This is a genomic window from Streptomyces sp. NBC_01508 (assembly GCF_045040315.1).
Lineage (GTDB): Bacteria > Actinomycetota > Actinomycetes > Streptomycetales > Streptomycetaceae > Streptomyces.
On sequence record NZ_CP109419.1, the window covers coordinates 1212549 to 1235380 of the forward strand.

Consider the following 22832-nt stretch of genomic DNA (forward strand, 5'->3'; position numbering starts at 1 on the left):
GCCGGGGACGGCTGCTAGCGTCCGGCCACGTGGGCGACAGCAGGAGCGACGGCGTGAACGACGGCGTGTACGTGGGCAACGCGGGCGAGGACGCCGCGCTGGACCGGGGGTGGCTTCTCGGGCACTTCAAGGACGCCGGCGATCCCCGCCACTGCGAGGCCGTGGAGATCAAATGGGGCGTCCACCCCTGTGGCGACAGAAGAGCGCGGTGGGTGAAGGGCGAGGAGCGAACAGCTCTCCTGGTCCTCATCAACGGCCGCTTCCACGTCGAACTCCCGGGCCGCCGTGTTGTTCTGGCGCGGCAGGGCGACTACGTCGTGTGGGGGCGTGGGGTCGACCACTCCTGGTTCGCGGAAGAGGAGTCGGTTGTGTTGACGGTTCGGTGGCCGTCCGTGCCCGGTTACGCGTCGGTGCGGGAAGACCGGACGTCGCCCTCCTGACGGTCGGGGCGCCCGGACCGAGCGCCCTCCACCAGTCGAGGCACCGCGCGTACGTAGATCACCATGCCGACCACCTCCACCAACGTCTGGGTGACCACGACCACCGCGGCGACGGCCAGCCGGTCCGGCAGGGCCAGCGCGAGGGGGAGGACGACCAGGGAGTTGCGCGTCGCGCCGGTGAACACGATCGCCCGGCTGTCCGGTACGTCCAGCCGGAAGAGACGGGCGACGACGAGCCCCGCGAACGCCATCACGGCCAGGAAGACGACATAGAACGGTACGACGCGGGCCACGTCGGAGAGGCTGTCGTTCAGCTTGGGCACCTGGGACGCGACCACCGTGAACAGGGTCGCCGCCATCAGCGGCACCATCGTCGTCCCCATCGCGTCGGCGGTCCGCCGCCCGGCCGGACGGCGGGCGGCCCAGCCCTGGGTGAGCCAGGCCAGGGCGAGCGGGATGACGATCAGCACGACGAACGCCTCGACGAACGGGCCGGCCTCGACGATGCCGGCCAGGTCCGAGCCCAGGAACAGCAGCAGGAACAGCGGAAGCAGCGCCATCTGCGCGAGCAGCAGCACCGGGGTGGCCGCCAGCAGCCGCTGGGCGCTGCCGCCCGCCAGCCCGCTGAAGACGATGACGTAATCGACGCAGGGCGCCAGCAGCACGAGCAGCACACCCATACGCACGGCCTGGTCGGCGGGCAGGAACGCGAACATCGCCGCGACGACGAGCGGCACGACCACGAAGTTCACCACCAGCGCCGCGGCCAGGAACCGGCCGGCCCGCAGGGCGCGGATCAGATCGGCGGCGGGCACCTGGAGGAAGGTCACGTACAGCAGGGCCGCGAGCACCGGATTGATCGCGCGCTCCAGTCCCGGCCCCGCCTGGGGTGCGATCCATCCGACGAGGGCTCCGGCCGCCATCGCCCCCACATAGACGGCCACTTGGTGCCGCTCCATGCCCGCGACCAGGCCGCGCTCTTCGTGCGACATCACTTCTCCTCGACGCGCGTCAGGCCGGTGGGACGGTCACCCGCCGCGCCTCACGGGGTGGTCGTGGAGACGACGTACACGCGGGGCATGGCCGGATCGCTCAGGTCGACGGTGATGTCCTGGGTGGGACGCGGGTCCTTCTGCCGGTGTGTGGTGCCCGACCACACACGGGTGGGGACGAAGTTCCAGCCGACGGTGCGCGAGTCGCGGGGCGCGATGGTGACATTGCCCTCCTTGAGCGCCGAGCGGTGCGTGCCCAGTTCGGTGAGGAAGGTGTCGAGCCGGCCGGACGTCACGTTGAACTGCACATACAGCCGGCTGGACTTCCAGTTGCTCGTCTCGTAGTAGCGCACGTTCGTGGCGCGTCCGGGGATCGGCACCTCGAAGACCCGCTGCTTCATCCGGGACGGCACGGCGTCCGTGAGGCCGGTGGCCGAGGACTCCAGCTCCTTGTCCAGCCCGCTGCGCCGGCTCTGGCCGGCCGAGATCACGAGATAGCCGGCGGGGATGCCGATGAGCAGCACGATCACTATCGCCGTCACCCACCGGCGGCGGACCATGTGGCGGTGGTTCTCCGGCGGCTTCCCCATCTCGTCGGGGGGCGCGGACTGCTGTCGGGGCACGGTCATGAAGGCGGTTCCTGGCTGGTGCGGGGTGCTCGGGTGGGACTGGTACGGGGTTCTCGCGGCGCGCCCGGCGACGGTGTTTCCGACTCCGACTCCGACTCCGGCTTCGATTCGGGCTTCGTTTCCGGCTCAGGCTTCGTTTCCGGCTGAGGCTCGGGCTCCGGCTTCGGCTCCCGCACCTCCGCCGCGCGGGACTCCTCCGCCTCGCGCAGCTCCTGCTCCTCACGCAGATCCTGCGGCATCCGCCCGGTGCGGATCGCCTCCGCGTACAGCTCGTACTTCTCGTACCGCTCAAGCCTGCGCCGGTTCGCCCGGCGGAAGCGGCGTGCCACGAGCCGGGAGAGGTCGGCCGCGCCGACCATGCCCGCCTCGGGTCCCAGCTGCGCCTTGGCGATACGGGCCTCCGGCCGGTAGCCGCGCCCGGTGAGCTGGCGGCGGAAGGCTTCCCTCGCGGGGCCGATCAGCAGATCGTCCGCCGCGCTGACGCCGCCGCCGATGACGAAGCAGGACGGGTCGAGCGCCGCCGCCAGATTCGCGATGCCGACGCCGAGCCACTGGCCGATCTCCTGGAGGAGTTCGACGCACATCGCGTCGCCCTCGCGGGCCAGCTCGGTGATCAGCGGTCCGGTGATGTCGGGGATGTTGCCCTTGACGCGTTCGATGAGGTTGTACGCCACCGGCGAGTCGGCGGCGGCCAGTTCCCTGGCCTCCCTGACCAGCGCGTTGCCCGAGCTGTACTGCTCCCAGCAGCCGCGGTTGCCGCACGGGCAGCGGTGTCCGGCGGGCACGACCTGCATATGGCCGAACTCGCCGGCCACGCCGTACTTGCCGCGCTTGACCCGGCCGTCCTCCAGTATGGCGCCGCCGATTCCGGTACCGAGCGTGATCATCACGAGGTGGTCCTCGCCGCGTCCGGCACCGAAGCGCCACTCCGCCCAGGCGGCGGTGTTCGCGTCGTTGTCGACCATCACCGGGACGGCGAGCCGGGAGGAGATCGAGTCCCTGAGCGGTTCGTCGCGCCAGGCGAGGTGCGGGGCGAAGAGGACCTTCGCGCGGTCGGCGTCCACCCAGCCGGCGGCGCCGATGCCCACGGCGTGCACGTCGTGCCGGTCGGAGAGGTCGAGCACCAGCTCGACGATGGTGTCCTCGACGACCTTCGGGCTCTTGGACTTGTCCGGCGTCTCGGTGCGGATCTTCTCCAGGATGTTGCCGTCCGGGTCCACGACACCGGCCATCACCTTCGTACCGCCGATGTCGATCCCCACCGTGGGCACGCGGGGCGCGGAGGCGTGCGAGCGGCGCTCGCGGGTGCCGACGGTCCGCAGGACGGTGGCGCGTGCGGAGCCGCGGTGGGTGAAGTCCCGGTACGTACTCATCGGACCGGCCCCCTCACGCGGGCCTGGCGGACGACGCTGCTGCCGGAACGCGGCCTGGGTGCTCGCACGTGTCGTGTCGTCCCTGCGGGTCGGGGGCTCGCCGCGCCCGGTGCCCGGGGCGGCGGCGGTGGACGGTTGCCCACCACCGCCGATTCTGCCATCCGGACGGCGCACAGGTCGGTCAGGGCTTGGCGGTGCCGCCCGGCCTCTCGTCCTTCTCGTCCCGGTCGGCCGGATGCCCGCCGCCGTCCACCGCACGGCCACCGAGGTGGGCCGGCGCGGGCGCGTTCGCCAGCTCGTGGCTCAGCTCCTCCAGCTCCGACCCGCCCGCCATCTGGCGCGTCAGCTCGTCCAGGGTGATCGATTCCCTGGTGTGGCTGCCGGCCATCACACCCCGCTTGAGCAGGACGAAACGGTTGCCGACGAGATACGCGTGGTGCGGGTTGTGGGTGATCAGCACCACGCCGAGACCCGCGTCCCGCGCGGCGGCGACGTACTTCAGCACGACTCCGGACTGTTTGACGCCGAGCGCGGCGGTCGGTTCGTCCAGGACGAGGACCTTCGCGCCGAAGTGGACGGCGCGGGCGATCGCCACGCACTGCCGTTCGCCGCCGGACAGCGTGCCGATGGGCTGGTCGACGTCGCGCAGGTCGATGCCCATCCGCAGCAGTTCCTCGCGGGTGGTGCGGCGCATCAGTTCGACGTCGAGGCGCTTGAAGGGACCGGCGCCTCTGGTCGGCTCGGAGCCGAGGAAGAAGTTCCGCCAGACGGGCATGAGCGGTACGACGGCGAGATCCTGGTAGACGGTGGCGATGCCCAGGTCGAGCGCCTCGCGCGGCGAGCCGAGTGTCGTCGTCCTCCCCTCGATGAGGAATTCGCCCGCGTCGTGCTGGTGCAGCCCCGCGATGATCTTGATGAGGGTGGATTTGCCCGCGCCGTTGTCGCCGAGGACGCAGGTGATCTCACCGGCGTGCACCTCCAGCGAGACGCCTTCGAGGGCGCGGATGTTGCCGTAGTACTTACTGACGTCGTCCAGCTCGACGAGGGGTGTCGTGGTCGCCGTGCCGCTGCTGCCGCTGCCGCTGCTTGTGCCGGTCGTGCCGCTGGTGGGCGTGCCAGTCATCGGGTTGCCTCCGCGCGCTTGCGGACCCATGCGTTGAGCAGGGTGGCCAGAAGGAGCATCGCTCCGAGGAAGAATTTGAACCAGTCCGGGTTCCACTCCGCGTACACGATGCCCTTGCTGGTCATGCCGAAGATGAAGGCACCGACGGCGGAGCCGATCGCCGAGCCGTAGCCGCCGGTGATCAGACAGCCGCCGATGACCGCCGCGATGATGTAGATCAGCTCGTTGCCGACGCCCTCGCCGGACTGGACGACGTCGAACGAGAAGAGCAGGTGCTGGCCGGAGACCCAGGCGCAGAAGCCGACGCCCATGTAGAGGCCGATCTTCGTCAGCCGGACCGGGACGCCGACGGCGCGGGCGGCCTCGGCGTTGCCGCCGACCGCGAAGATCCAGTTGCCGAAGCGGGTACGGAGCAGGATCCAGGTCGCCAGCGCGACCAGGCCCGCCCACCACAGGATGGTGACCTTCAACTCGACTCCGCCGAGGGTCAGTTCGGAGGCGAAGAGCTTACGGGCCGACTCGAAGCCCTGCATGTCGCTGATGCTCTTGGTCGAGACGGTGCCACTGATCAGCTTGGTCAGACCGAGGTTGAGACCGGTGAGCATCAGGAACGTGCCGAGGGTGATGATGAAGCTCGGCAGTTTCGTCCGTGTCAGCACGAAGCCGTTGAACACCCCGATGGCGACGGTGACCAGCAGGGAGACGAACACACCGACCCAGATGTTGGCCGTCATCTGGTAGCTGAACATCGAGGAGATCAGCGCCGAGCTGGTCACCAGCACACCGGCGGACAGGTCGAACTCGCCGCCGATCATCAGCAGCGCCACCGGCACCGCCATGATCCCGATCGTGGACGCCGCGTACAGGACGGTGCCGAAGCTGGACGTCTTGAGGAACGAGTCGGCGACGACCGCGAAGAAGAGGAACACCGCCACGGCGCCGACGACCGAGCCCAGTTCGGGCCTGCCGAGCAGCTTGCGCAGCACCGAGGCGCCGAGCAGCCGCTCGTCCGTGGCCGGGCCGCCGCCCCCGCCGTCGCCCGGCCGGTCCTTCACGGGTGGTGCGGTTGTGGTCATCGGGTCCCTCGCTCCGCGTATTTCTCCAGCTCGGCGGCGTCCTGCTCGGTGATGATCTGCGGTCCGGTGAGGACCGGGAGCCCACCGCCGAGTACATCGGCGTTGTACCGGTAGAGCCAGAGCAGATCGACGGCCTCGTACCCCTGGAGATACGGCTGCTGGTCCACGGCGAAGCCGAGGCGGCCCGCCTTGAGCGAGCCGGCGACCGACTTGTTGAGGTCGAACGTGTCGATCTCGGCCTTGCTGCCCGCCGTCTCCTTCGCCTTGACGGCGGTGTCCGCGAAGGGCGCGCCGAGCGTCACGACGGCGTCGACGCTCTTGTCCGTCTGGAGCTTCGCCTCGATGGACGCCTGGACGTCGGGCATGTTGGTGCCCTCGACGTACAGGTTCTGCATCGTGCCGTCGAAGGTCTTCTTCGCCCCGGCGCAGCGCTGCTCGTGGCCGACGTTGCCCTGCTCGTGCAGGACGCACAGGGCCTTCTTCTTGCCGCGCTTGTCCAGTTCGTCGCCGACGGCCTCGCCGGCGATGGTCTCGTTCTGGCCGATGTGGGTGAGCGCGCCGAACTGCTTGGACTGCTCGGAGCCCGAGTTGACGGTGATCACCGGGATGCCGGCCTTCGTGGCCTTGGCGACGACGGCCTTCATCGCGTCGGGCTTGGCGAGCGTGACGATCAGCCCGTCGACGTCCTTGTCGATGTACGACTGGACGAGCTGCGCCTGCTGCTGGCCCTCGTCGCTGTGCGCGTACAGGAAGTTGATGTTGTCCTTGGCCGCGGCCTCCTCGGAACCCTTCTGGACGATGTCCCAGAAGGTGTCACCGTCTCCCGAGTGGGTGACCATGGCGAAGGTCCACTTCGGTGTGCTCACCGCGGCCCGGCCCCGCTCCTGGGCCTCCGCCGCGGCCCGTTCCTCGGCGCGCTTGCCGCCGGTGCTGCTGCATCCCGCCAGGGACGCCGCCCCGAGAACCGCCGCCAGCACCGCGCCCATCGCGCGTACCCCTGTCCGAACCCTTGCCACGACGCCGTGCCCCTCTTGCCGTACTTCTTGGTACCGCCGGGCGCGGTGGGTCCCGGTCCGGCGGCCCAAGTATCAGGCATGGGTGTACGAGGCATGGTCATCGGGTGCCGCGGGCGGTGAACTTCTCCAGCGCGGGGACGTCCTTCTCCGTCACGAGGGCGGGGCCGGTGAGTACGGGCTTTCCGCCGCCGATGACATTGCCGTTGTTCTTCTTCAGCCACAGTTCGTCCACCGCGAGATAGCCCTGGAGGTAGGGCTGCTGGTCCACGGCGAAGCCGATCTCCTTGGCCTTGAGCTGCTTGACCACGTCCTCGTTGAGGTCGAAGGTGTTGATCTCGGCGCCGGAACCGGCGCTCTCCTTCGCCTTGACGGACGCGGCGGCGAACGGCGCGCCGAGCGTGACGACCGTGTCGATGTCCTTGGCGCTCTGGAGCTTGGCCTCGATGGACGACGTGGTCGCGGGCATGTTGGTGCCCTCGACGTTCAGATTCTCGACGGTGCCTTCGAAGGTCTTCTTGACACCGGCACAGCGGCCTTCGAGCGAGACGTTGCCCTGCTCGTGGATGACGCAGAGCGCCTTGTTCTTGCCGCGCTTGTTCAGCTCCTCGCCGACCGCCTCACCGGCGATGGCCTCGTCCTGGCCGATATGGCCGAGCGCCCCGAACGGCTCGGAGAACTCGGCACCCGAGTTGATCGTGACGACGGGGATTCCGGCGGCCGTGGCCTTGGCGAGGACGGCCTTGACCGCCTCGGGCTTGGCGAGCGTGACGATCAGCCCGTCGACGTCCTGGTCGATGTAGCTCTGGATCAGCTGGGCCTGCTCCTTGCCCTCCTTGTTGGCGGCGTAGAGGAACTGCGCGTTGTCCTTGGCCGCGGCGACCTTGGCGCCGCTCTGGACGATGTCCCAGAAGGAGTCGCCCTCCCCGGAGTGCGTGACCATGGCGATCTTCATGCGCGGGGTCTTGGCCGCCGTACCGCCCCCGCCGTCGTCGGCCTTGTCCTCGGAATCCTTGCCTCCGGAGCCGCTGCATCCGGCGACGAGGGCGAGCGCGCATGCGGTGAGCAGCGCCGCCGCCGTGCGGCCCGCCGCCTTTCGGTTGGTACGCATGGTGGTTCCGCCTTCTCTCCCGGCCGCCCCGTTGCGGCTGGAGGTGTTCTAGCTGCGGTCGCGCGGCTCCGTCAAGAGTTTGTCCGAACATTCTTACGAAGAATTGGCCGCCACGGAGGCCCCGAAGGCGGCTCTACGGCCGGACGAGGAGCTGGAACTCGAAGACGTAGCGCGAGGCCCGGTAGATGTGCGCGCCGAACTCGACGGCGCGGCCCGTGTCGTCGAACGTGGTGCGCTCCATCGTGAGCAGCGGCGCGCCCGTCGCCTCGCCGAGCTGCCCCGCTTCCCCGGCGTCGGCGGCGCGTGCGCCGACCGACTGGCGCGCGCTGTGCAGTGTGATGCCGACGGCTCGCATCATCCGGTAGAGACCGGTGGATTCGAGCCGTGCGGTGTCGCAGTCGAGTAGTTCGACCGGGAGATGGTTGCGCAGCCGGGCCATCGGTTCGTCGTGGGCGTACCGGAGGCGTTCGATGAGCCGTACGTCCGCGCCCTCCGCGACTCCGAGGGCGGCGGCGACCTGGGCGCCGGCCGGTTCGACGGTGTTGCGCAGCACGCGGGTGGCGGGGCGCTGACCGGCCGCCTCCAGGTCGTCGTAGAGGCTGCTCAGCTCCAGGGGGCGTCTGACCTGGCTGTGCAGCACCTGGGTGCCGACGCCCCTGCGCCGTACCAGCAGGCCCTTGTCGACGAGCGACTGGATGGCCTGGCGGACGGTGGGCCGGGAGAGCCCGAGCCGGGCGGCCAGCTCGATCTCGTTGCCGAGGAGACTGCCCGGCGTCAGTCCGCCCTGCTCGATGGCCGCTTCGAGCTGTTGCGACAGCTGGAAGTAGAGCGGGACCGGGCTGGTGCGGTCGACACCGAGCTGGAGCGCGGCGGCCTGGGGGGCCGACCCGCTCGGGTGCTCTGGTTCCGGCTGCTTGGACACGGGGGCGAGCGTAGCCCCGTGAGATGTTGACGGAAAGACCTGTCGTTCGGTTGTCAGGACAAGCGCGGTACGGGCGTCAGGGCGAGCACGGTACGGCCGTCAGGACGAGCGCGGTAAGGGCGAAGATCCACACCGTCCGAGCAAAGATCACCGCAAAGATCATCCGCAGGTCTAAATGTCAGGACAAACGCTTGACACGACGTCGGAGCGAAGGCCACCTTGGGGGCCATGCGCATCGGACTCATCGGCACGGGCCGTATCGGCACCTTCCACGCGGAGGCGCTGAGCCGCCATCGCGAGGTCGGCTCCCTCGTCGTCGCCGACACGGACGCGGCAAGGGCCGCACATGTCGCCGACCGTACGGGCTCCACGGCGGCCCCCTCGGTGGACGAGGTCTTCTCCTGGGGCGTGGACGCCGTCGTCATCGCCTCCGCCACCTCCGCCCACGCCGACCTGATCAGCCGCGCCGCGCGGGCGGGGCTGCCCGCCTTCTGCGAGAAGCCGATCGCGCTGGACCTCAAGGGCACGCTGAGCGCCCTGCACGAGGTCGACTCCGCCGGCACCGTCCTGCAACTGGGCTTCATGCGCCGCTTCGACGCGGGTTACGGCGCGGCCCGCGATCTCGTACGGTCCGGCGCGCTGGGCCGGCTGCACACCGTCCGGGCGATCACCTCGGACCCCGCGCCGCCGGCCGCGGAGTACCTGCCGCTGTCCGGCGGGCTCTACCGGGACTGTCTGGTGCACGACTTCGACATCATGCGCTGGGTCACCGGGCGCGAGGTGGTGGAGGTGTACGCGACCGGTTCGGACGCCGGTCCCCCGATGTTCCGGGCGGCCGGGGACATCGACACGGCCGCCGCCGTCCTCACCCTGGACGACGGGACGCTCGCCACCGCCACGGCGACCCGCTGCAACGGCGCGGGGTACGACGTACGGATGGAACTGGCGGGCGAGCTGGACCAGTTCGCGGTCGGCCTGGACGACCGTACGCCGATCACCTCGACCGAGCCCAAGGGTCCGCCGCGCTGCGACAACCCCTGGCCGGGCTTCCTGGAGCGGTTCGCCCCGGCGTACGAGGCGGAGCTGGACGCGTTCATCCGGGTCGTGGGCGGCGAGCTGAAGAATCCGTGCGACGGCCACGAGGCGCTGCACGCGCTGCGGATCGCGGAGGCCTGCGAGCTGTCCTGGCTGGAACACCGGCCGGTGCGGCTGGAGGAGATCCCGGGCGGCTGAGCCGTGCCCCCCGGCCCCGCCCGGCCGACCGCGCTCAGTCGGGTTTCCGCACCGGCAGCACCGTGCCCTGCGCCACCGCGCACAGCGTCCGCGTACCGTCGTCCGCCACCGTGAACACGTCGCAGCGCACCGTCGCCTGCCGCCGGCCCGCGTGCACGACACTCGCGTGGGCGACCAGCGTGCGGCCGGTGCCGGGGCGCATGTACTGGATGGAGAACCCGGCCGTCAGCACGGCCGGGCCGAGCACCGAGCCCGCCGCGAACGTGATGCTGTTGTCGGCCGCGTACGCCAGCACTCCGCCGTGCAGATAGCCGTTCTGCTGCTGAAGATCCTTCCGGATGTCCAGCTCCAGCTCCGCCTCGCCGTCGCCGAAGACCGTGACCCTGGTCCCGAGCAGGCTGCTGAAAGGCTGGCCGGCCAGCACCTTCCGCGCCAGGACAATGTCGAACTCCTGCATGGTCGCCACTCCTTGGGAACGTACCCGCGCGGCACCCCGCGCCTCTATCCCTACCACCGCACCGGCAGACCCCGCACCCCGCGGATCAGCATGCCGGGCAGCCAGTCGAGCGGCCCCGTGTCCGGGTCGAGGGTCAGGTCGGGGCAGCGTTCGAGGAGGGTGCGGACCGCGATCCGGGCCTCCAGGCGCGCGAGCGGCGCGCCGAGGCAGTGGTGGATGCCGTGTCCGAAGGCGAGGTGTCCGTGGTTGCGGCCCTTGGCGCCGGTCGCCGTGGCCGTCGGCGTACGCCGGATGTCGAAGCGGTCCGGGTCCGGGTAGCGCGCGGGGTCGCGGCCCGCCGCGCCGAGACCGACCAGCACCGCCTCGTACGCGGGGATGACCGTGTCGCCCACGGTCACGGGCTCGCTGGTGAAGCGGGCGGTGCCGTTCAGGACCGGGCCCTCGTAGCGCAGCATCTCCTCGATGGCGCCGTCGAGCAGTCCGAAGTCGTCGCGCAGGGCTGCCAGTTGATCGGGGTGGCAGAGCAGGGCGCGGATGCCGTTGGTGATGAGGTTGACCGTCGTCTCATGACCGGCGATCAGCAACAGGTAGGCCATGGCGCGCAGTTCGTCGGCGGACAGCCGGTCGCCGTCCTCGGCGCGGGTGCGCAGCAGCGCGGAGAGCAGGTCGTCGGAGGGGCCGGAGCAGCGCTTGTCCTCGATCAACTCATCGAAGTAGGCGCCGAGTTCGTGCACGGCCGAGTACTCTGCGCCGGGGCCGTCGGGTGCGACGATCTCCGTCGACCAGGCGCGGAAGACCTCCCGGTCGGCGGCGGGCACGCCGAGCAGTTCGCAGATGACGGTGATGGGCAGCGGATACGCCAGCGACTCGACCAGGTCGCCGTGGCCGGCGGGGAGCATGGCGTCGATCAGCTCGTCGGTGAGGCGCTGGATCCGCTCGCGCAGTGCGGCCACCCTGCGGGCGGTGAACTCGCGGGCGACGAGCTTACGCAGCCGGGTGTGGTCCGGCGGGTCCACGACCAGCAGATTCGGTCCGATGACCCGCTCGTCGAGCATGTTGCCGCCCACCGTGGCGGGCGACTTGGAGAGCCGGGGGTCGGCCAGCGCGGCGCGCGCCTCCCGGTGCCCGATGATCAGCCACAGCCGGTCGCCGTGCGGCGTTCGGATCTCGTGGACCGGTCCCGACTCGCGCAGTTTCGTGTAGTACGGATACGGATCGGCGGTGAAATCAGCCCCGTACGCGGCCAGATCGACGACACTCATCGCCTCAGGTTACGTCGCTCCGGCGTACGCCGCCGAATCCGCCGGGCGCGCGGGGCGGCTCACTCGCCGTCCGCCACCAGATCCGCGTCGTGCACCAACAGGGCGATCTGTACACGGTTGTTGAGGTCGAGTTTGGCCAGGATGCGGGACACGTGCGCCTTGACGGTGGGCACGCTCATGAACAGCTCCGCCGCGATCCGCGCGTTGGAACCGCCGCGTCCCACGGCGAGCGCCACCTCCCGCTCGCGCTCCGCGAGCCCGGCCAGCCGGTCGGTCGCCGTGTCCTTGCGTACGCCCACCGGCGCCCCCGCGACATGGTGCATCAACTGGCGGGTGACGGCCGGGGAGAGCACGGGCTCGCCCGCCGCCACCTGCCGTACCGCCGCGACGATCTCGACCGGCGGTGTGTCCTTCAGGACGAACCCGGCGGCGCCCGCGCGCAGCGCCCGCAGCACCTGCTCGTCGGCGTGGAAGGTGGTCAGGACGATGACTTCGGGCGCGCCGGCGCGCGCCCGCAACATCTCGGTGGCGGTGAGGCCGTCCATGACCGGCATCCGGATGTCCATGAGCACGACGTCGGGCGTGCGTTCGCGCACGAGCGCGTCGACCTCGGAACCGTCGGACGCCTCCCCCACGATCTCGATGCCGTCCGCGCCGCCCATCATGAAGGTCAGTCCGGCGCGTACGAGCGGGTCGTCGTCGACGATGAGCAGTCGGACGGTCGTGTTGGTCATGGTGACCACGGTAGCCAGGCCCGGACGGCGAATCCGCCGTCCCCCGTCGGACCGTGCTCGAACCGGCCGCCGGCCAGGGTGGCGCGTTCGGTCAGTCCGATGAGTCCCTGGCCGGATCCCGGCACGTTCGGGACCGGGCCGACGGGCGCCTCGTTGCGTACCTCGACAGTGAGCCCGTCCCCCGGGCCGCCGCTCACCAGGACGGTCGTGCCGGTGCCGGGCGCGTGCTTGCGGGCGTTGGTCAGACCCTCCTGCGCGATGCGGTAGGCGGTGCGGCCGGTGGCGGACGGTGCGGCCCCGGGGTCCTCGACGCCGCTGTCGAGGGTGACCTTCATCCCGGCGTCACGGGACTCCGCGACCAGGGCGTCCAGGGTGACGAGCGTGGGCTGCGGGCGCTCGCCGTCGTCGCCGGGCGCCCGCAGCACGCCGATGATCATCCGCAGATCCTGGAGCGCCTCGTGCGCGCTGTCGCGGATCACGCCCGCCGCTCTGGCCACTTCGGGGGGCGGCGCGTCGGGTCTGAACTCCAGCGCGCCCGCGTGGACGCTGAGCAGCGTCAGCCGGTGGGCCAGCACGTCGTGCATCTCACGGGCGATGGCCTCGCGGGCGAGGCGCTGGGCCTGTTCGGCCCGCAGCGCCGCCTCGTTCTCCGCTCGTACGGCGCGCTCGCGCAGCGCCACGACCAGCTGGCGGCGTGACCGTACGAGCATGCCCCAGGCGAGTACGAGCAGGATGAGCAGCGCTCCGATGACGATCGCCATCAGATGGGACGTGGCCGGGTCGGGTCGCACATACGCCTGGCCGATCATGGTCGCCAGGCCCAGGATCCCGACGAGGGCCACGGGCTTGAACGGCCGGTGGATGGCCAGGCTGAAGAGCGCCACCAGGGCGGCGCCGCCCCCCATCGGCGACACGACCTGCACCAAGCTGAGGCCGACGGCCAGTCCGACCGGCCAGCGCCGCCGCACCCAGAGCAGGCCGCAGGCCGCGAGGCCGATCAGCAGGTCGATCACGAGAAGGGGCTCGCTGTTGCCTGCCTTGTCGGCCGTGTCCAGCGCGACCATGCCGATGAAGACGGCGAAGACGAAGGCGAGCAGGTCCACGCCCCAGTCGCGCACGGTGCGCCGCGGTTGGCGCCCGCCGTGTTTCCCGGTGGTCTCGGGGTCGGCGGGTGCCGCCATGGCCGAGGGCAGCAGCCATGGGTATTCCGTACGCGTCATACGACCAATCTATGCAGGTGGCGGGCGGCATGCCGACTCGTGGGCAGCGGCGGATACCAAAGTCGCGGAGTCATGGACCTAGGTCGATGACCGCATGTGGCAGCCCGTCCGGCGATTGAGGACAAGCGCGGAGCACATGCCGCGCAACCCGGCCCGGCGCCCGCCCGTCGTCGTCGTCCGATTCCCGCCGGTGACGTGCGGGCCTGGCCGGTTTGATCGAAGTCATCGGCAGCACCCGTTCATCGCCCGCCTTCACGGGCGATCTACCGAAGGACGCACCACATGTCTGTATCGAGTTCCGCGCCGGCCGGCCGCACCGCGCTGGTCACCGGCGGCAGCCGGGGTATCGGGGCGGCGATCGCCCTGCGGCTCGCCCAGGAGGGCGTGGATGTCGCGATCACGTACGTGGCGAACGAGGCCGCCGCGCGGGAGGTCGTCGCGAAGATCGAGGCGACCGGGCGGCGCGGCCTCGCGCTGCGCGCCGACTCGGCGGACCCCGCGCAGGCCGTGGGCGTGGTGGAGCGGGCCGTGGCCGGTCTCGGCGGGCGGCTCGACATCCTCGTCAACAATGTCGGGGTCGGCCTGCTCGGTCCGCTGGACTCCTTCCCGGCGGCCGATGTCAGCCGGGCGCTGGCCGTGAACGTCCAGGGCGTCTACCTCACCACGCAGGCCGCGGCCACGAAGCTCCCACGCGGTGGCCGGATCGTCACCATCGGCAGCTGCATGACGCAGCGGGTGCCCGGCCCCGGCGGCACGCTCTACGCGATGAGCAAGTCCGCGCTGATCGGGCTGACCAAGGCGCTGGCGCGGGAGCTGGGCGAGCGGGGGATCACGGCGAACATCGTCCACCCCGGTCCGACCGACACGGAGATGAACCCGGCCGACGGCCCGCACGCGGCCAGTCAGAGCGCGCTGACGGTGCTCGGCCGGTACGGGTCCGCCGACGAGGTGGCGTCGATGGTGGCGTACTTGTCGAGTGACGAGGCGGCGTACGTGACGGGCGCCGAGTTCGCGGTGGACGGCGGGCACGCGGCGTAGTCCGACGCGCCTGTCCGGCGCGGTCAGCCGCCCAACTCCCGGTGCCGCCGCGCCAGTCGGGCCGCCCCTTCGTCGGTGAGCGAGCCGAAGAGGCGCAGTCGGGAGATACCGCCGTCGGGGAAGATATCGATCCGGACCTGACGGGCGGTCGCGGGGCGGTCGAGGACGAAGCGGTGGTTGGTGTCGGGCTGGAGACGGGTGCGGGGCAGGATCTCGGTCCAGCCCGCCGCCTGCGGCCCGGCACCCGGCTCACCGTCGCCGCCGCCGTCGTCGCTGTCGTCGTCGCGTACGGAAAGTGCCGCCCAGCCCGCCGAGTTGCCCTTCAGGTAGGCCGTGTCGATCTCGACGGCCCGGATCTCGGACCGCTCGGCCAGCTCGTAGCGGATCCAGTCGTTGCCCGTGTCGCGGCGGCGGCGGGTCTCCCAGCCGTCGTCCATCTGGTGCGAACGGCCCGGCTGGATGGTGTTGGTGGCCGGTGAGTAGAAGCGGTCGGACACGTCCTGGACCCGGCCGCCGTTCTCAAGGGCGACGAGGTCGAACGTGCCGAGGGCGGCCAGCCACCCGGGGTCGGGCGCGACCTCGCCGTACACCCGCAGGCGCGCGATGCCGCCGTCCGGATGCTGGTTGATCCGCAGGTGGGTGAAGCGCCGCTCGGCGGTGACGGTGAACCCGTTGGCCGCGTGGCCGCCAACGGCCGTACGGGGTACGAGCGTTGTCCACGTCACGCCGTCGGCCAGCAGGTCGTCCGGGGACGGGGAGCCGGGCACGGACGTCGCCTCGACCGAGACGGCCTGCGGGTAGTTGCCGCGGAAGTGGGCGGTGTCGACCACGATGCCGCGTACGACGCCGGGGGCGCCGAGCCGTACGAGGGCCCAGTCGTGGTCCTCGTCGGTGGGGTGTGGCCGGGCGGCGGAGGCGCCGCGCCTGCGGCGGGTCTCCCAGCCGTCCATGATCTTGCCCTTGTGACCGAAGCGCTCCGGGTCGAACTCGGCGGGTCCGGGCTTCAGCAGATTCTCGCGCTCGGCGAAGAACTCGTCGTTGGCGGCGATGACACCGGCGCCGAGCCTGCGGTCGGCGAGGTCGACGAGGTGGGTGAAGGGGAGGTCGGCGGAGCGGTGGTCGGCGTACGGGTCGCCGCCGCCGTACGGGCTCGCGTCCCCGGTGAAGCAGGGCACGGCGGTGGCCTCGGTCGTGGTCAAGGGGCTGGTGGACACGGTCAGTTGGTCCTTTCGAGCAGTCGGCCACAGGGGTCGGCGATGGCTCCGTCGGCGACGATCCGCCGGCCGCGCAGCCAGGTGGACCTGACGACGCCGTACAGCGTCCGGCCCGCGTACGCGGTGACGCGGTTGCGGTGCTGGAGCGCGGCGGGATCCACGGTGAACGAGTCGTCGGGCGCCAGGACCGCGAAGTCGGCGTCACGGCCCGCCTCGATGGCGCCCTTCCGGTCGAGCCCGGCCAGCGCGGCGGGGGCCGTCGACATCCAGCGCGCCACGTCGTCCAGCGAGTGACCGCGCCGGCGGGCCTCGGTCCAGATGGCCGGCAGGCCGAGCTGGAGGGAGGAGATGCCGCCCCACGCGGTCGCGAAGTCCGACGTCTTGAGGTCGGTGGTGGAGGGCGAGTGGTCGGAGACGACACAGTCGATCGTCCCGTCGGCCAGCCCCTGCCAGAGCGCGTCCTGGTTCGCGGCCTCGCGGATGGGCGGACAGCATTTGAACTCGGTCGCGCCGTCCGGGACTTCCTCGGCGGTGAGGGTGAGGAAGTGCGGGCAGGACTCGACGGTCAGCCGGACGCCTTCCCGTCTGGCCGCGGCGATCAGCGGCAGCGCGTCGGCGGACGACAGATGCAGGACGTGGACGCGGGCGTCCAGCCGGCGGGCCGCCGCGATCAGGCCTTCGATCGCGGCGTTCTCGGCGCCGCGGGGGCGCGAGGCGAGGAAGTCGGCGTATTTGGCACCGGCGCGCTGGGGTGCGGCGGCCAGTTCGCGCGGATCCTCGGCGTGCACGATGAGCAGCCCGCCGAAGCCGGCGATCTCGGCGAGCGACCGGTCGAGCGCCGCCGCGTCCAGTTCGGGGAACTCCTCGACGCCGGACGGCGACAGGAACGCCTTGAAGCCGAACACTCCCGCGTCGTGGAGGGACTTGAGATCCTTGACGTTGTCGGGCAGTGCGCCGCCCCAGAAGCCGACGTCGATGTGCGCCTTGCGGGCGGCGACCTCGCGCTTGATCCGCAGGTGGGCCGTGGTGGTGGTCGGCGGCAGGGAGTTCAGCGGCATGTCGATCAGGGTGGTGATGCCGCCGGACGCCGCCGCGCGGGTCGCGGTCCAGAAGCCCTCCCACTCGGCGCGGCCGGGGTCGTTCACATGCACATGGGTGTCGACGAGGCCGGGCAGGACGACATCGTCGCCGACGTCCACCAGCCGGGCGCCGGGCGGCAGTTCGGAGCCGTACTCCGCCCCGTGGTCGCTCCCGTAGGGCCGCTCGTACGGGAGCACGGCCGCGATCGTGTCGCCGGCGACGGCGATGGACGCGGGGCGTGTGCCCTCGGGGGTGACGACGCGCGTCGAGCGCAGCACCAGGTCCGCGTCACGGTCCACATCGCGGTCCCTGCCCAGGTCCGGGTCCAGGTCGGTCACCGGCAACCCTCACTTCCGTCGTCACGTCCAGGCGAGAATTCAACGAACTGTTGAAGGAGTCTTCACGCCGGACCGGGACCCGTCAAGGCCGCTCCACCCGGAACGGGCGCGCTGCACTACACTGAAGTATTTCCACACAGCGAAACTCAACTTTCGCCAGACAGAACCCTGGACTCTCACTCACCGTACGGACCGATCACCACGGGTAACGGTCGACACCCACACAGACACCCCCCTGACCGGCGCATACGTGGCGCGCACCGGCCGACCCGCACGCCGGGCGACCGGCGGACCGCCCGGTAAACTCCTGACTCGTCCGCCTGCCTGTCCCAACGCCCCGAAAGGACCGTTGTTGTGCCGACGTCCAGCGACGCCAGCGCCACCGACGCCACCAAGCCCGCATCCGCGAGCGGCGGCGTCCAGTCCCTTGAGCGCGCCTTCGATCTGCTGGAGCGGATGGCGGACGCGGGCGGCGAGGTCGGCCTGAGCGAACTCTCGGCCAGCAGCGGCCTGCCGCTGCCGACCATCCACCGGCTGATGCGGACGCTCGTCGCCTGCGGTTACGTACGCCAGCAGTCGAACCGCCGTTACGCGCTCGGCCCGCGCCTCATCCGGCTCGGCGAATCGGCCTCGCGGCTGCTCGGCACCTGGGCGCGGCCGTATCTGGCGCGGCTGGTCGAGGAGACCGGCGAGACGGCGAACATGGCGCTGCTCGACGGCGACGAGATCGTGTACGTCGCACAGGTGCCGTCCAAGCACTCGATGCGGATGTTCACCGAGGTCGGGCGGCGGGTGCTCCCCCACTCCACGGGTGTGGGCAAGGCGCTCCTCGCGCACGCCCCGGCCGACGAGGTCCGGGCGCTGCTCGCGCGTACGGGCATGCCGGCGGCCACGGAGAAGACGATCACGACGCCCGACGGCTTCCTCGAAGCGCTTGAGGTGGTACGCGGGGCCGGTTACGCGGTGGACGACAACGAGCAGGAGGTGGGGGTCCGCTGCCTGGCGGTTCCGGTACCCAACTCCCCCACCCCGGCGGCGATTTCGATCTCGGGGCCGGCCGGGCGGGTCACGGAGACGGCCACCGAGCGCATCGTGCCCATACTCCAGGAAGTGGCGCGGGACCTGTCCGAGGCGCTGGCCAGCACGGCGGCGGCCACGCACCAGCAGCCGTAGGCCCGAGAGGCCCGAGAGGTCGCACCTCCCCATCCCCTGGGGCGTACAACCTCTCGGGCGCCTCGGCTCCGGGCAGTTGGCGCCTGGCGCCTGCCCGGCGCCGGCTGTAGCTCCGGCGCCGACTTCGGCTCCGGTCGCACTCAGTGCCCTAATTCTCCGAAGAGGTCGACCGCCTTCCTGACTTCCATCAGGGTGGGCGCCAAGGCGCTCACCGAGCCGATCGAGCCGACGATCAGCAGCAGCGAGCGACGCATCCGCCGAATCTCCGGATCGCCTCCCGCCACCATCGCCGCCAGCGCGGCCAGTTCTTCCTCCGCGATTCCTCTGTCTCCGAACTCACTCGGATACGCGGCGAGTTCACGTCTGAGCCGGGCCACGGCGAACCGCAGGCCGGTCAGTCTCAGATCCTCACCCTGCTCTGTCACTCGCGTATGCCCCACGCTCCGCAACAAAGTTCTTCCCCCTCGCACGCCATCGCGCATGTGCCTTCGGCATGGTGCCCGCCCCTGCGGCGCCTCCCTTTTCACACGCCCGGCGCCGCGAGACGCGGGACAGTAAACGCCACCGGGGCGGCCATGCGCCACCAGATGGACAATATTCAACTTGTTCAACTGACGTATCGCCAGGTCAGGGCCGGGCGAAGATCTGACGGACCGTCCGACAACGGCGCGCGGTGGGACGGAGGGGTGCGCGAGGGGCTGTTGAGGTAAGGAGAAACGCATGGAAGAGAACGATCACGGAGAGTGGCCGGTCGCCGGGCTGCTGCTGGCGGCGGGTGGCGGGCGCAGGCTGGGCGGGCGGCCGAAGGCGCTGCTGCCGTACCGGGGGCGCCCGCTGGTGGAGCACGCCGTGCGGTCGCTGCGGGAGGGCGGCTGCGAGCGGGTGCACGTGGTGCTGGGGGCCGCAGCCGACGAGGTGCGGGCGCGCGCCGAACTGCCGGGCTGCGTCCTGGTCGACAACCCGGAGTGGGCCGGCGGCATGGGCTCCTCGCTCCGGGTGGGGCTGGCCTCGCTGGCTGCGGCAGCCACCCACCGAGCCGCGCTGGTGATGCTGGTGGACCAGCCGGGGATCGGCCCGGCGGCGGTGGCACGGGTCCGCGCCGCGTACGGCTCATCCGGCACGCTCGCCGCAGCCTCCTACGGAGGCGAGCGCGGCCATCCGGTGCTGTTCGGCGCGGACCACTGGGCCGCGGTCGCGGCGGATGCGACGGGCGATCAGGGGGCACGCGGGTATCTGAGGTCCCACGCGCGGGACATCGCGCTCGTCGAGTGCGGGGATGTCGCGCAGGCGTACGACATCGACACGGAGGAGGATCTGCCCCACCTTGAATGAGAGACGGGGCCTTGAATGAGAGACGCGGCCTTGGGTGAGAGCCCTGGCACGGAGCGCCGCGGTCTGTCGAGCCTGAGAATCTCGACATCAACAAACCATTGAACTTCCACCATGAGAAAACTACTATCCACAGGTCAGAAGCGCCCGACCCACCGGAAGGCGCCCGTGACCGCCGCCCGGAGCCCCGGCACCCAGTGCCTCCCCCACGGTGACCCGGCGGTCGCCGGGGCACCGCCCGTAAGGAGTGACAGCTCATGTCCGCACCAGCGCCGTCCCCGCAGGCCGTCGTCGATGCCGACACCCTGCCCCGGCAGGACGAGGTACTCACCGACGCGGCTCTCGCCTTCGTGGCCGAGTTGCACCGGCGATTCACCCCCCGGCGTGACGAACTCCTGGTCCGCAGGAACGAGCGCCGCGCGGAGATCGCCCGTACGTCGACGCTGGACTTCCGGCCGGAGACCGCGGCCGTACGCGAGGACGACTCCTGGCGGGTCGCGCCGGCCCCGGCCGCGCTGGACGACCGCCGGGTGGAGATCACCGGTCCCACCGACCGCAAGATGACGATCAACGCGCTCAACTCCGGCGCGAAGATCTGGCTCGCCGACTTCGAGGACGCCTCGGCTCCCACCTGGGAGAACGTCATCACCGGCCAGCTCAACCTGAGGGACGCCTACGCGCGGAAGGTCGACTTCACCGACCCGGCGTCCGGCAAGTCGTACGCGCTCAAGGCCGCCGGCGAACTCGCGACGGTCGTCACCCGCCCGCGCGGCTGGCACCTGGACGAGCGCCACCTCCGGGTCGGGGGCCGCGCGGTCCCCGGCGCGCTGGTCGACTTCGGTCTCTACTTCTTCCACAACGCCCAGCGGCTCATCGAGCTGGGTAAGGGACCGTACTTCTACCTGCCGAAGACCGAGTCGTACCTCGAAGCGCGGCTGTGGAACGACGTGTTCGTCTTCGCCCAGGAGTACGTGGGCATCCCGCGGGGCACCGTCCGCGCGACCGTACTGATCGAGACCATCACCGCGGCGTACGAGATGGACGAGATCCTGTACGAACTCCGCGACCACGCCTCCGGGTTGAACGCGGGCCGCTGGGACTACCTCTTCTCGATCGTCAAGAACTTCCGGGACGGCGGCGCCAAGTTCGTCCTGCCGGACCGCAACGCGGTGACGATGACAGCCCCGTTCATGCGCGCGTACACCGAACTCCTCGTCCGCACCTGCCACAAGCGCGGCGCGCACGCCATCGGCGGCATGGCGGCCTTCATCCCCTCCCGGCGCGACCCCGAGGTCAACAAGGTGGCCTTCGCGAAGGTCAAGGACGACAAGGACCGCGAGGCGGCGGACGGCTTCGACGGCTCGTGGGTCGCCCACCCCGACCTGGTCCCGATCGCGATGGCCTCCTTCGACGCCGTCCTGGGCGAGCGCCCCAACCAGAAGGACCGCCTGCGCGAGGACGTCTCGGTGACGGCGGCCGAGCTGATCGCGATCGACTCCCTCGACGCCGAACCCACCTACCAGGGCCTGATCGGCGCGGTCCAGGTCGGCATCCGCTACATCGAGGCGTGGCTGCGCGGCCTCGGCGCGGTCGCCATCTTCAACCTGATGGAGGACGCGGCGACGGCCGAGATCTCCCGCTCCCAGATCTGGCAGTGGATCAACGCGGGTGTCGTCTTCGAGAACGGCGAGACGGCGACCGCGGACCTGGTCCGCGAGATCGCGGCCGGGGAACTGGCGTCGATCCGCGCGGAGATCGGCGAGGAGGCGTTCACGGCCGGTACATGGCAGCAGGCCCACGATCTGCTGCTGACGGTGGCGCTGGACGAGACGTACGCGGACTTCCTGACGCTCCCGGCGTACGAACAACTGCGAGGCTGAGCGCCCGGGTTCGCTCCCGGCGCGCACCCACCGCACCCCCGGCGCCGCCCCACGGCACCGGGGGTGCGGTGGGTGGGGCGGGCACCTTCAGGCGTGAAAGTTATTGGGGATTCGGCGCGTTGGCGCAGCTCATGGGTGGCGTCACTGGACTACACCACGGGCCATTACCGTGCCCTCTTTACGCGCGTAGTTGACGCGTGCGTTACTCATGTCGTGTCCATGGCATTCGGAGCCGCGGAGGCCGCAGGCACCCCCACACCCCCAGCAACGTTCCGGAGGCAGTCATGCCCGTGCACAGCTCTCCGTCCCGACGACTCATCAGATCGAGGGGCGTCCTGGTCTCAGGCGTTCTCGGCACCGTCGCCACGCTGCTCATGACCGGCGCCGGACCCGCGGCCGCCGCACCCCCCGGCCCCGACGAGGTCGTACGGCCAGGACAGGCGTGGATGGGGGCGGGAACCCGCGTCGAGCAGGGTCCCACGCCCGGTCCGGTGCCGATGGACACCAGCGGTGTGCAGGGCATCGACGTGTCCAACTGGCAGGGCTCGATCAACTGGACCTCGGTGAAGGCCTCGGGGACCGACTTCGCCTACATGAAGGCCACCGAGGGCACGAACTTCAAGGACGCCCGCTTCAACGCGAACTACACCAACTCCTACAACGCCGGCCTGATCCGCGGGGCGTACCACTTCGCGCGGCCGAACTCCTCCAACGGAGCCACCCAGGCCAACTACTTCGCCAGCAACGGCGGTGGCTGGTCCAAGGACGGCAAGACACTGCCGGGCGTTCTCGACATCGAGAGCAACCCCTCGGGCGCCTCCTGCTACGGCCTGTCCACCACCCAGATGCGCACCTGGGTCAACGACTTCTACAACACCTACAAGGCGCGCACCGGCCGGGACGTCGTCATCTACACCACGGCCAGCTGGTGGAACAGCTGCACCGGCAGCTGGACCGGCATGGCCGCCAAGTCGCCCCTGTGGGTGGCCCATTGGGGTACGACCAGCCCCAACATCCCGGCCGGCTTCCCGACGTACACGATCTGGCAGTACACGGCGACCGGCCGGGTCAGTGGTGTCACGGGTGACGTGGACCGCAACAAGTTCAACGGCACGATGGACCGGCTCGTGGCCCTCGCCAACAACACGTAGCCCCGGACGGCCACTCCGCACGACACGGCGCGGTGCCGGTGCAG

General features: G+C 70.8%; 21 protein-coding genes and 1 pseudogene. 7 read left to right on the top strand and 15 right to left on the bottom strand.

Annotation, left to right across the window (positions count from 1 at the left end; all coding sequences use genetic code 11):
* The first annotated feature begins 53 nt into the window (after positions 1 to 53).
* On the top strand, positions 54 to 440 hold the full coding sequence (locus tag OG700_RS05465; protein WP_405621467.1) for a signal peptidase I: 387 nt from the start codon (positions 54 to 56) through the stop codon (positions 438 to 440).
* Here OG700_RS05465 and OG700_RS05470 read toward each other — a convergent pair.
* The 8 genes and pseudogenes from OG700_RS05470 to OG700_RS05505 form a co-directional block, all read right to left on the bottom strand.
* Positions 401 to 1432: an arsenic resistance protein gene (locus OG700_RS05470; RefSeq protein WP_405609694.1), complete on the bottom strand. Its 1032-nt coding sequence runs from the start codon at positions 1430 to 1432 to the stop codon at positions 401 to 403. The two genes, OG700_RS05465 and OG700_RS05470, sit on opposite strands and share 40 nt — an antisense overlap.
* Before the next feature lie 50 nt (positions 1433 to 1482).
* Positions 1483 to 2061, bottom strand: coding sequence for a hypothetical protein (locus tag OG700_RS05475; protein ID WP_405609697.1), 579 nt, complete (start codon positions 2059 to 2061; stop codon positions 1483 to 1485).
* Between the two features lie 221 nt (positions 2062 to 2282).
* Positions 2283 to 3434, bottom strand: a pseudogene (locus OG700_RS05480) (ROK family glucokinase); the annotation flags it as partial.
* Between the two features lie 181 nt (positions 3435 to 3615).
* On the bottom strand, positions 3616 to 4557 hold the full coding sequence (locus OG700_RS05485; RefSeq protein ID WP_405609700.1) for an ATP-binding cassette domain-containing protein: 942 nt from the start codon (positions 4555 to 4557) through the stop codon (positions 3616 to 3618).
* Positions 4554 to 5633 (bottom strand): ABC transporter permease, encoded by a 1080-nt coding sequence (locus OG700_RS05490; protein ID WP_405609703.1) that lies wholly within the window; start codon positions 5631 to 5633, stop codon positions 4554 to 4556. The genes OG700_RS05485 and OG700_RS05490 overlap by 4 nt, the downstream gene beginning before the upstream one ends.
* Positions 5630 to 6619, bottom strand: coding sequence for a sugar ABC transporter substrate-binding protein (locus OG700_RS05495; RefSeq protein WP_405621469.1), 990 nt, complete (start codon positions 6617 to 6619; stop codon positions 5630 to 5632). Before OG700_RS05495 ends, OG700_RS05490 begins: the two co-directional genes overlap by 4 nt.
* A 127-nt stretch (positions 6620 to 6746) precedes the next feature.
* A complete protein-coding gene (locus OG700_RS05500; protein ID WP_405609706.1) occupies positions 6747 to 7757 on the bottom strand; it encodes a substrate-binding domain-containing protein in 1011 nt (336 codons plus the stop codon).
* A gap of 133 nt (positions 7758 to 7890) precedes the next feature.
* Positions 7891 to 8679 (bottom strand): GntR family transcriptional regulator, encoded by a 789-nt coding sequence (locus tag OG700_RS05505; protein ID WP_405609709.1) that lies wholly within the window; start codon positions 8677 to 8679, stop codon positions 7891 to 7893.
* Between the two features lie 228 nt (positions 8680 to 8907).
* Here OG700_RS05505 and OG700_RS05510 point away from each other — a divergent pair, with 228 nt between their 5' ends.
* The gene (locus OG700_RS05510) at positions 8908 to 9912 is read left to right on the top strand and encodes a Gfo/Idh/MocA family oxidoreductase (protein WP_405609712.1); all 1005 of its coding nucleotides are present in this window, start codon (positions 8908 to 8910) and stop codon (positions 9910 to 9912) included.
* Positions 9913 to 9946: 34 nt separating this feature from the next.
* Here OG700_RS05510 and OG700_RS05515 read toward each other — a convergent pair whose 3' ends face one another.
* The 4 genes from OG700_RS05515 to OG700_RS05530 are packed head-to-tail and all read right to left on the bottom strand — an operon-like array spanning position 9947 to position 13585.
* The gene (locus OG700_RS05515; RefSeq protein WP_405609715.1) at positions 9947 to 10369 is read right to left on the bottom strand and encodes a PaaI family thioesterase; all 423 of its coding nucleotides are present in this window, start codon (positions 10367 to 10369) and stop codon (positions 9947 to 9949) included.
* A 50-nt stretch (positions 10370 to 10419) separates the two neighbouring features.
* Positions 10420 to 11631, bottom strand: a complete 1212-nt coding sequence (locus tag OG700_RS05520; protein ID WP_405609718.1) for a cytochrome P450 — start codon at positions 11629 to 11631, stop codon at positions 10420 to 10422.
* A gap of 59 nt (positions 11632 to 11690) precedes the next feature.
* Positions 11691 to 12365, bottom strand: a complete 675-nt coding sequence (locus tag OG700_RS05525) for a response regulator (RefSeq protein WP_405609721.1) — start codon at positions 12363 to 12365, stop codon at positions 11691 to 11693.
* Positions 12362 to 13585, bottom strand: coding sequence for a sensor histidine kinase (locus OG700_RS05530; RefSeq protein ID WP_405609724.1), 1224 nt, complete (start codon positions 13583 to 13585; stop codon positions 12362 to 12364). The genes OG700_RS05525 and OG700_RS05530 overlap by 4 nt, the downstream gene beginning before the upstream one ends.
* Before the next feature lie 282 nt (positions 13586 to 13867).
* Here OG700_RS05530 and OG700_RS05535 point away from each other — a divergent pair, with 282 nt between their 5' ends.
* Complete coding sequence (locus OG700_RS05535) at positions 13868 to 14623, top strand: SDR family NAD(P)-dependent oxidoreductase (RefSeq protein ID WP_405609727.1); 756 nt, start codon at positions 13868 to 13870, stop codon at positions 14621 to 14623.
* A gap of 23 nt (positions 14624 to 14646) precedes the next feature.
* Here OG700_RS05535 and alc read toward each other — a convergent pair whose 3' ends face one another.
* The gene (gene alc / locus OG700_RS05540; protein ID WP_405609730.1) at positions 14647 to 15837 is read right to left on the bottom strand and encodes an allantoicase; all 1191 of its coding nucleotides are present in this window, start codon (positions 15835 to 15837) and stop codon (positions 14647 to 14649) included.
* A gap of 2 nt (positions 15838 to 15839) precedes the next feature.
* Complete coding sequence (allB, locus tag OG700_RS05545; RefSeq protein ID WP_405621471.1) at positions 15840 to 17246, bottom strand: allantoinase AllB; 1407 nt, start codon at positions 17244 to 17246, stop codon at positions 15840 to 15842.
* A 363-nt stretch (positions 17247 to 17609) separates the two neighbouring features.
* Here allB and OG700_RS05550 point away from each other — a divergent pair, with 363 nt between their 5' ends.
* Positions 17610 to 18428 carry an IclR family transcriptional regulator gene (locus OG700_RS05550; RefSeq protein ID WP_405609733.1) on the top strand — a complete coding sequence of 273 codons (819 nt, stop codon included), beginning with the start codon at positions 17610 to 17612 and terminating at the stop codon, positions 18426 to 18428.
* Positions 18429 to 18568: 140 nt separating this feature from the next.
* Here the strand turns inward: OG700_RS05550 and OG700_RS05555 are convergent, their stop codons facing one another.
* The gene (locus OG700_RS05555) at positions 18569 to 18880 is read right to left on the bottom strand and encodes a DUF5955 family protein (RefSeq protein WP_405621473.1); all 312 of its coding nucleotides are present in this window, start codon (positions 18878 to 18880) and stop codon (positions 18569 to 18571) included.
* 268 nt (positions 18881 to 19148) lie between these two features.
* Between OG700_RS05555 and OG700_RS05560 the strand changes: the two genes are divergently transcribed.
* The 3 genes from OG700_RS05560 to OG700_RS05570 all read left to right on the top strand — a co-directional run bounded on the left by OG700_RS05560 (position 19149) and on the right by OG700_RS05570 (position 22788).
* Positions 19149 to 19760: an NTP transferase domain-containing protein gene (locus OG700_RS05560; protein WP_405609736.1), complete on the top strand. Its 612-nt coding sequence runs from the start codon at positions 19149 to 19151 to the stop codon at positions 19758 to 19760.
* Between the two features lie 254 nt (positions 19761 to 20014).
* On the top strand, positions 20015 to 21637 hold the full coding sequence (aceB, locus tag OG700_RS05565) for a malate synthase A (protein WP_405609739.1): 1623 nt from the start codon (positions 20015 to 20017) through the stop codon (positions 21635 to 21637).
* Between the two features lie 284 nt (positions 21638 to 21921).
* Complete coding sequence (locus OG700_RS05570) at positions 21922 to 22788, top strand: lysozyme (protein WP_405609742.1); 867 nt, start codon at positions 21922 to 21924, stop codon at positions 22786 to 22788.
* The last annotated feature ends 44 nt before the right edge of the window (positions 22789 to 22832 follow it).

Excerpts from the sequence above, each read along its gene's own strand:
- OG700_RS05510 (WP_405609712.1), top strand. The coding sequence starts at position 8,908 with ATGCGCATCGGACTCATCGGCACGGGCCGTATCGGCACCTTCCACGCG.
- OG700_RS05515 (WP_405609715.1), bottom strand. The coding sequence starts at position 10,369 with ATGCAGGAGTTCGACATTGTCCTGGCGCGGAAGGTGCTGGCCGGCCAG.
- OG700_RS05570 (WP_405609742.1), top strand. The coding sequence starts at position 21,922 with ATGCCCGTGCACAGCTCTCCGTCCCGACGACTCATCAGATCGAGGGGC.
- OG700_RS05470 (WP_405609694.1), bottom strand. The coding sequence starts at position 1,432 with ATGTCGCACGAAGAGCGCGGCCTGGTCGCGGGCATGGAGCGGCACCAA.
- OG700_RS05520 (WP_405609718.1), bottom strand. The coding sequence starts at position 11,631 with ATGAGTGTCGTCGATCTGGCCGCGTACGGGGCTGATTTCACCGCCGAT.
- OG700_RS05500 (WP_405609706.1), bottom strand. The coding sequence starts at position 7,757 with ATGCGTACCAACCGAAAGGCGGCGGGCCGCACGGCGGCGGCGCTGCTC.
- OG700_RS05490 (WP_405609703.1), bottom strand. The coding sequence starts at position 5,633 with ATGACCACAACCGCACCACCCGTGAAGGACCGGCCGGGCGACGGCGGG.
- OG700_RS05530 (WP_405609724.1), bottom strand. The coding sequence starts at position 13,585 with ATGACGCGTACGGAATACCCATGGCTGCTGCCCTCGGCCATGGCGGCA.
- aceB (WP_405609739.1), top strand. The coding sequence starts at position 20,015 with ATGTCCGCACCAGCGCCGTCCCCGCAGGCCGTCGTCGATGCCGACACC.
- OG700_RS05495 (WP_405621469.1), bottom strand. The coding sequence starts at position 6,619 with ATGGGCGCGGTGCTGGCGGCGGTTCTCGGGGCGGCGTCCCTGGCGGGA.
- OG700_RS05485 (WP_405609700.1), bottom strand. The coding sequence starts at position 4,557 with ATGACTGGCACGCCCACCAGCGGCACGACCGGCACAAGCAGCGGCAGC.
- OG700_RS05475 (WP_405609697.1), bottom strand. The coding sequence starts at position 2,061 with ATGACCGTGCCCCGACAGCAGTCCGCGCCCCCCGACGAGATGGGGAAG.
- OG700_RS05525 (WP_405609721.1), bottom strand. The coding sequence starts at position 12,365 with ATGACCAACACGACCGTCCGACTGCTCATCGTCGACGACGACCCGCTC.
- OG700_RS05535 (WP_405609727.1), top strand. The coding sequence starts at position 13,868 with ATGTCTGTATCGAGTTCCGCGCCGGCCGGCCGCACCGCGCTGGTCACC.
- OG700_RS05560 (WP_405609736.1), top strand. The coding sequence starts at position 19,149 with ATGGAAGAGAACGATCACGGAGAGTGGCCGGTCGCCGGGCTGCTGCTG.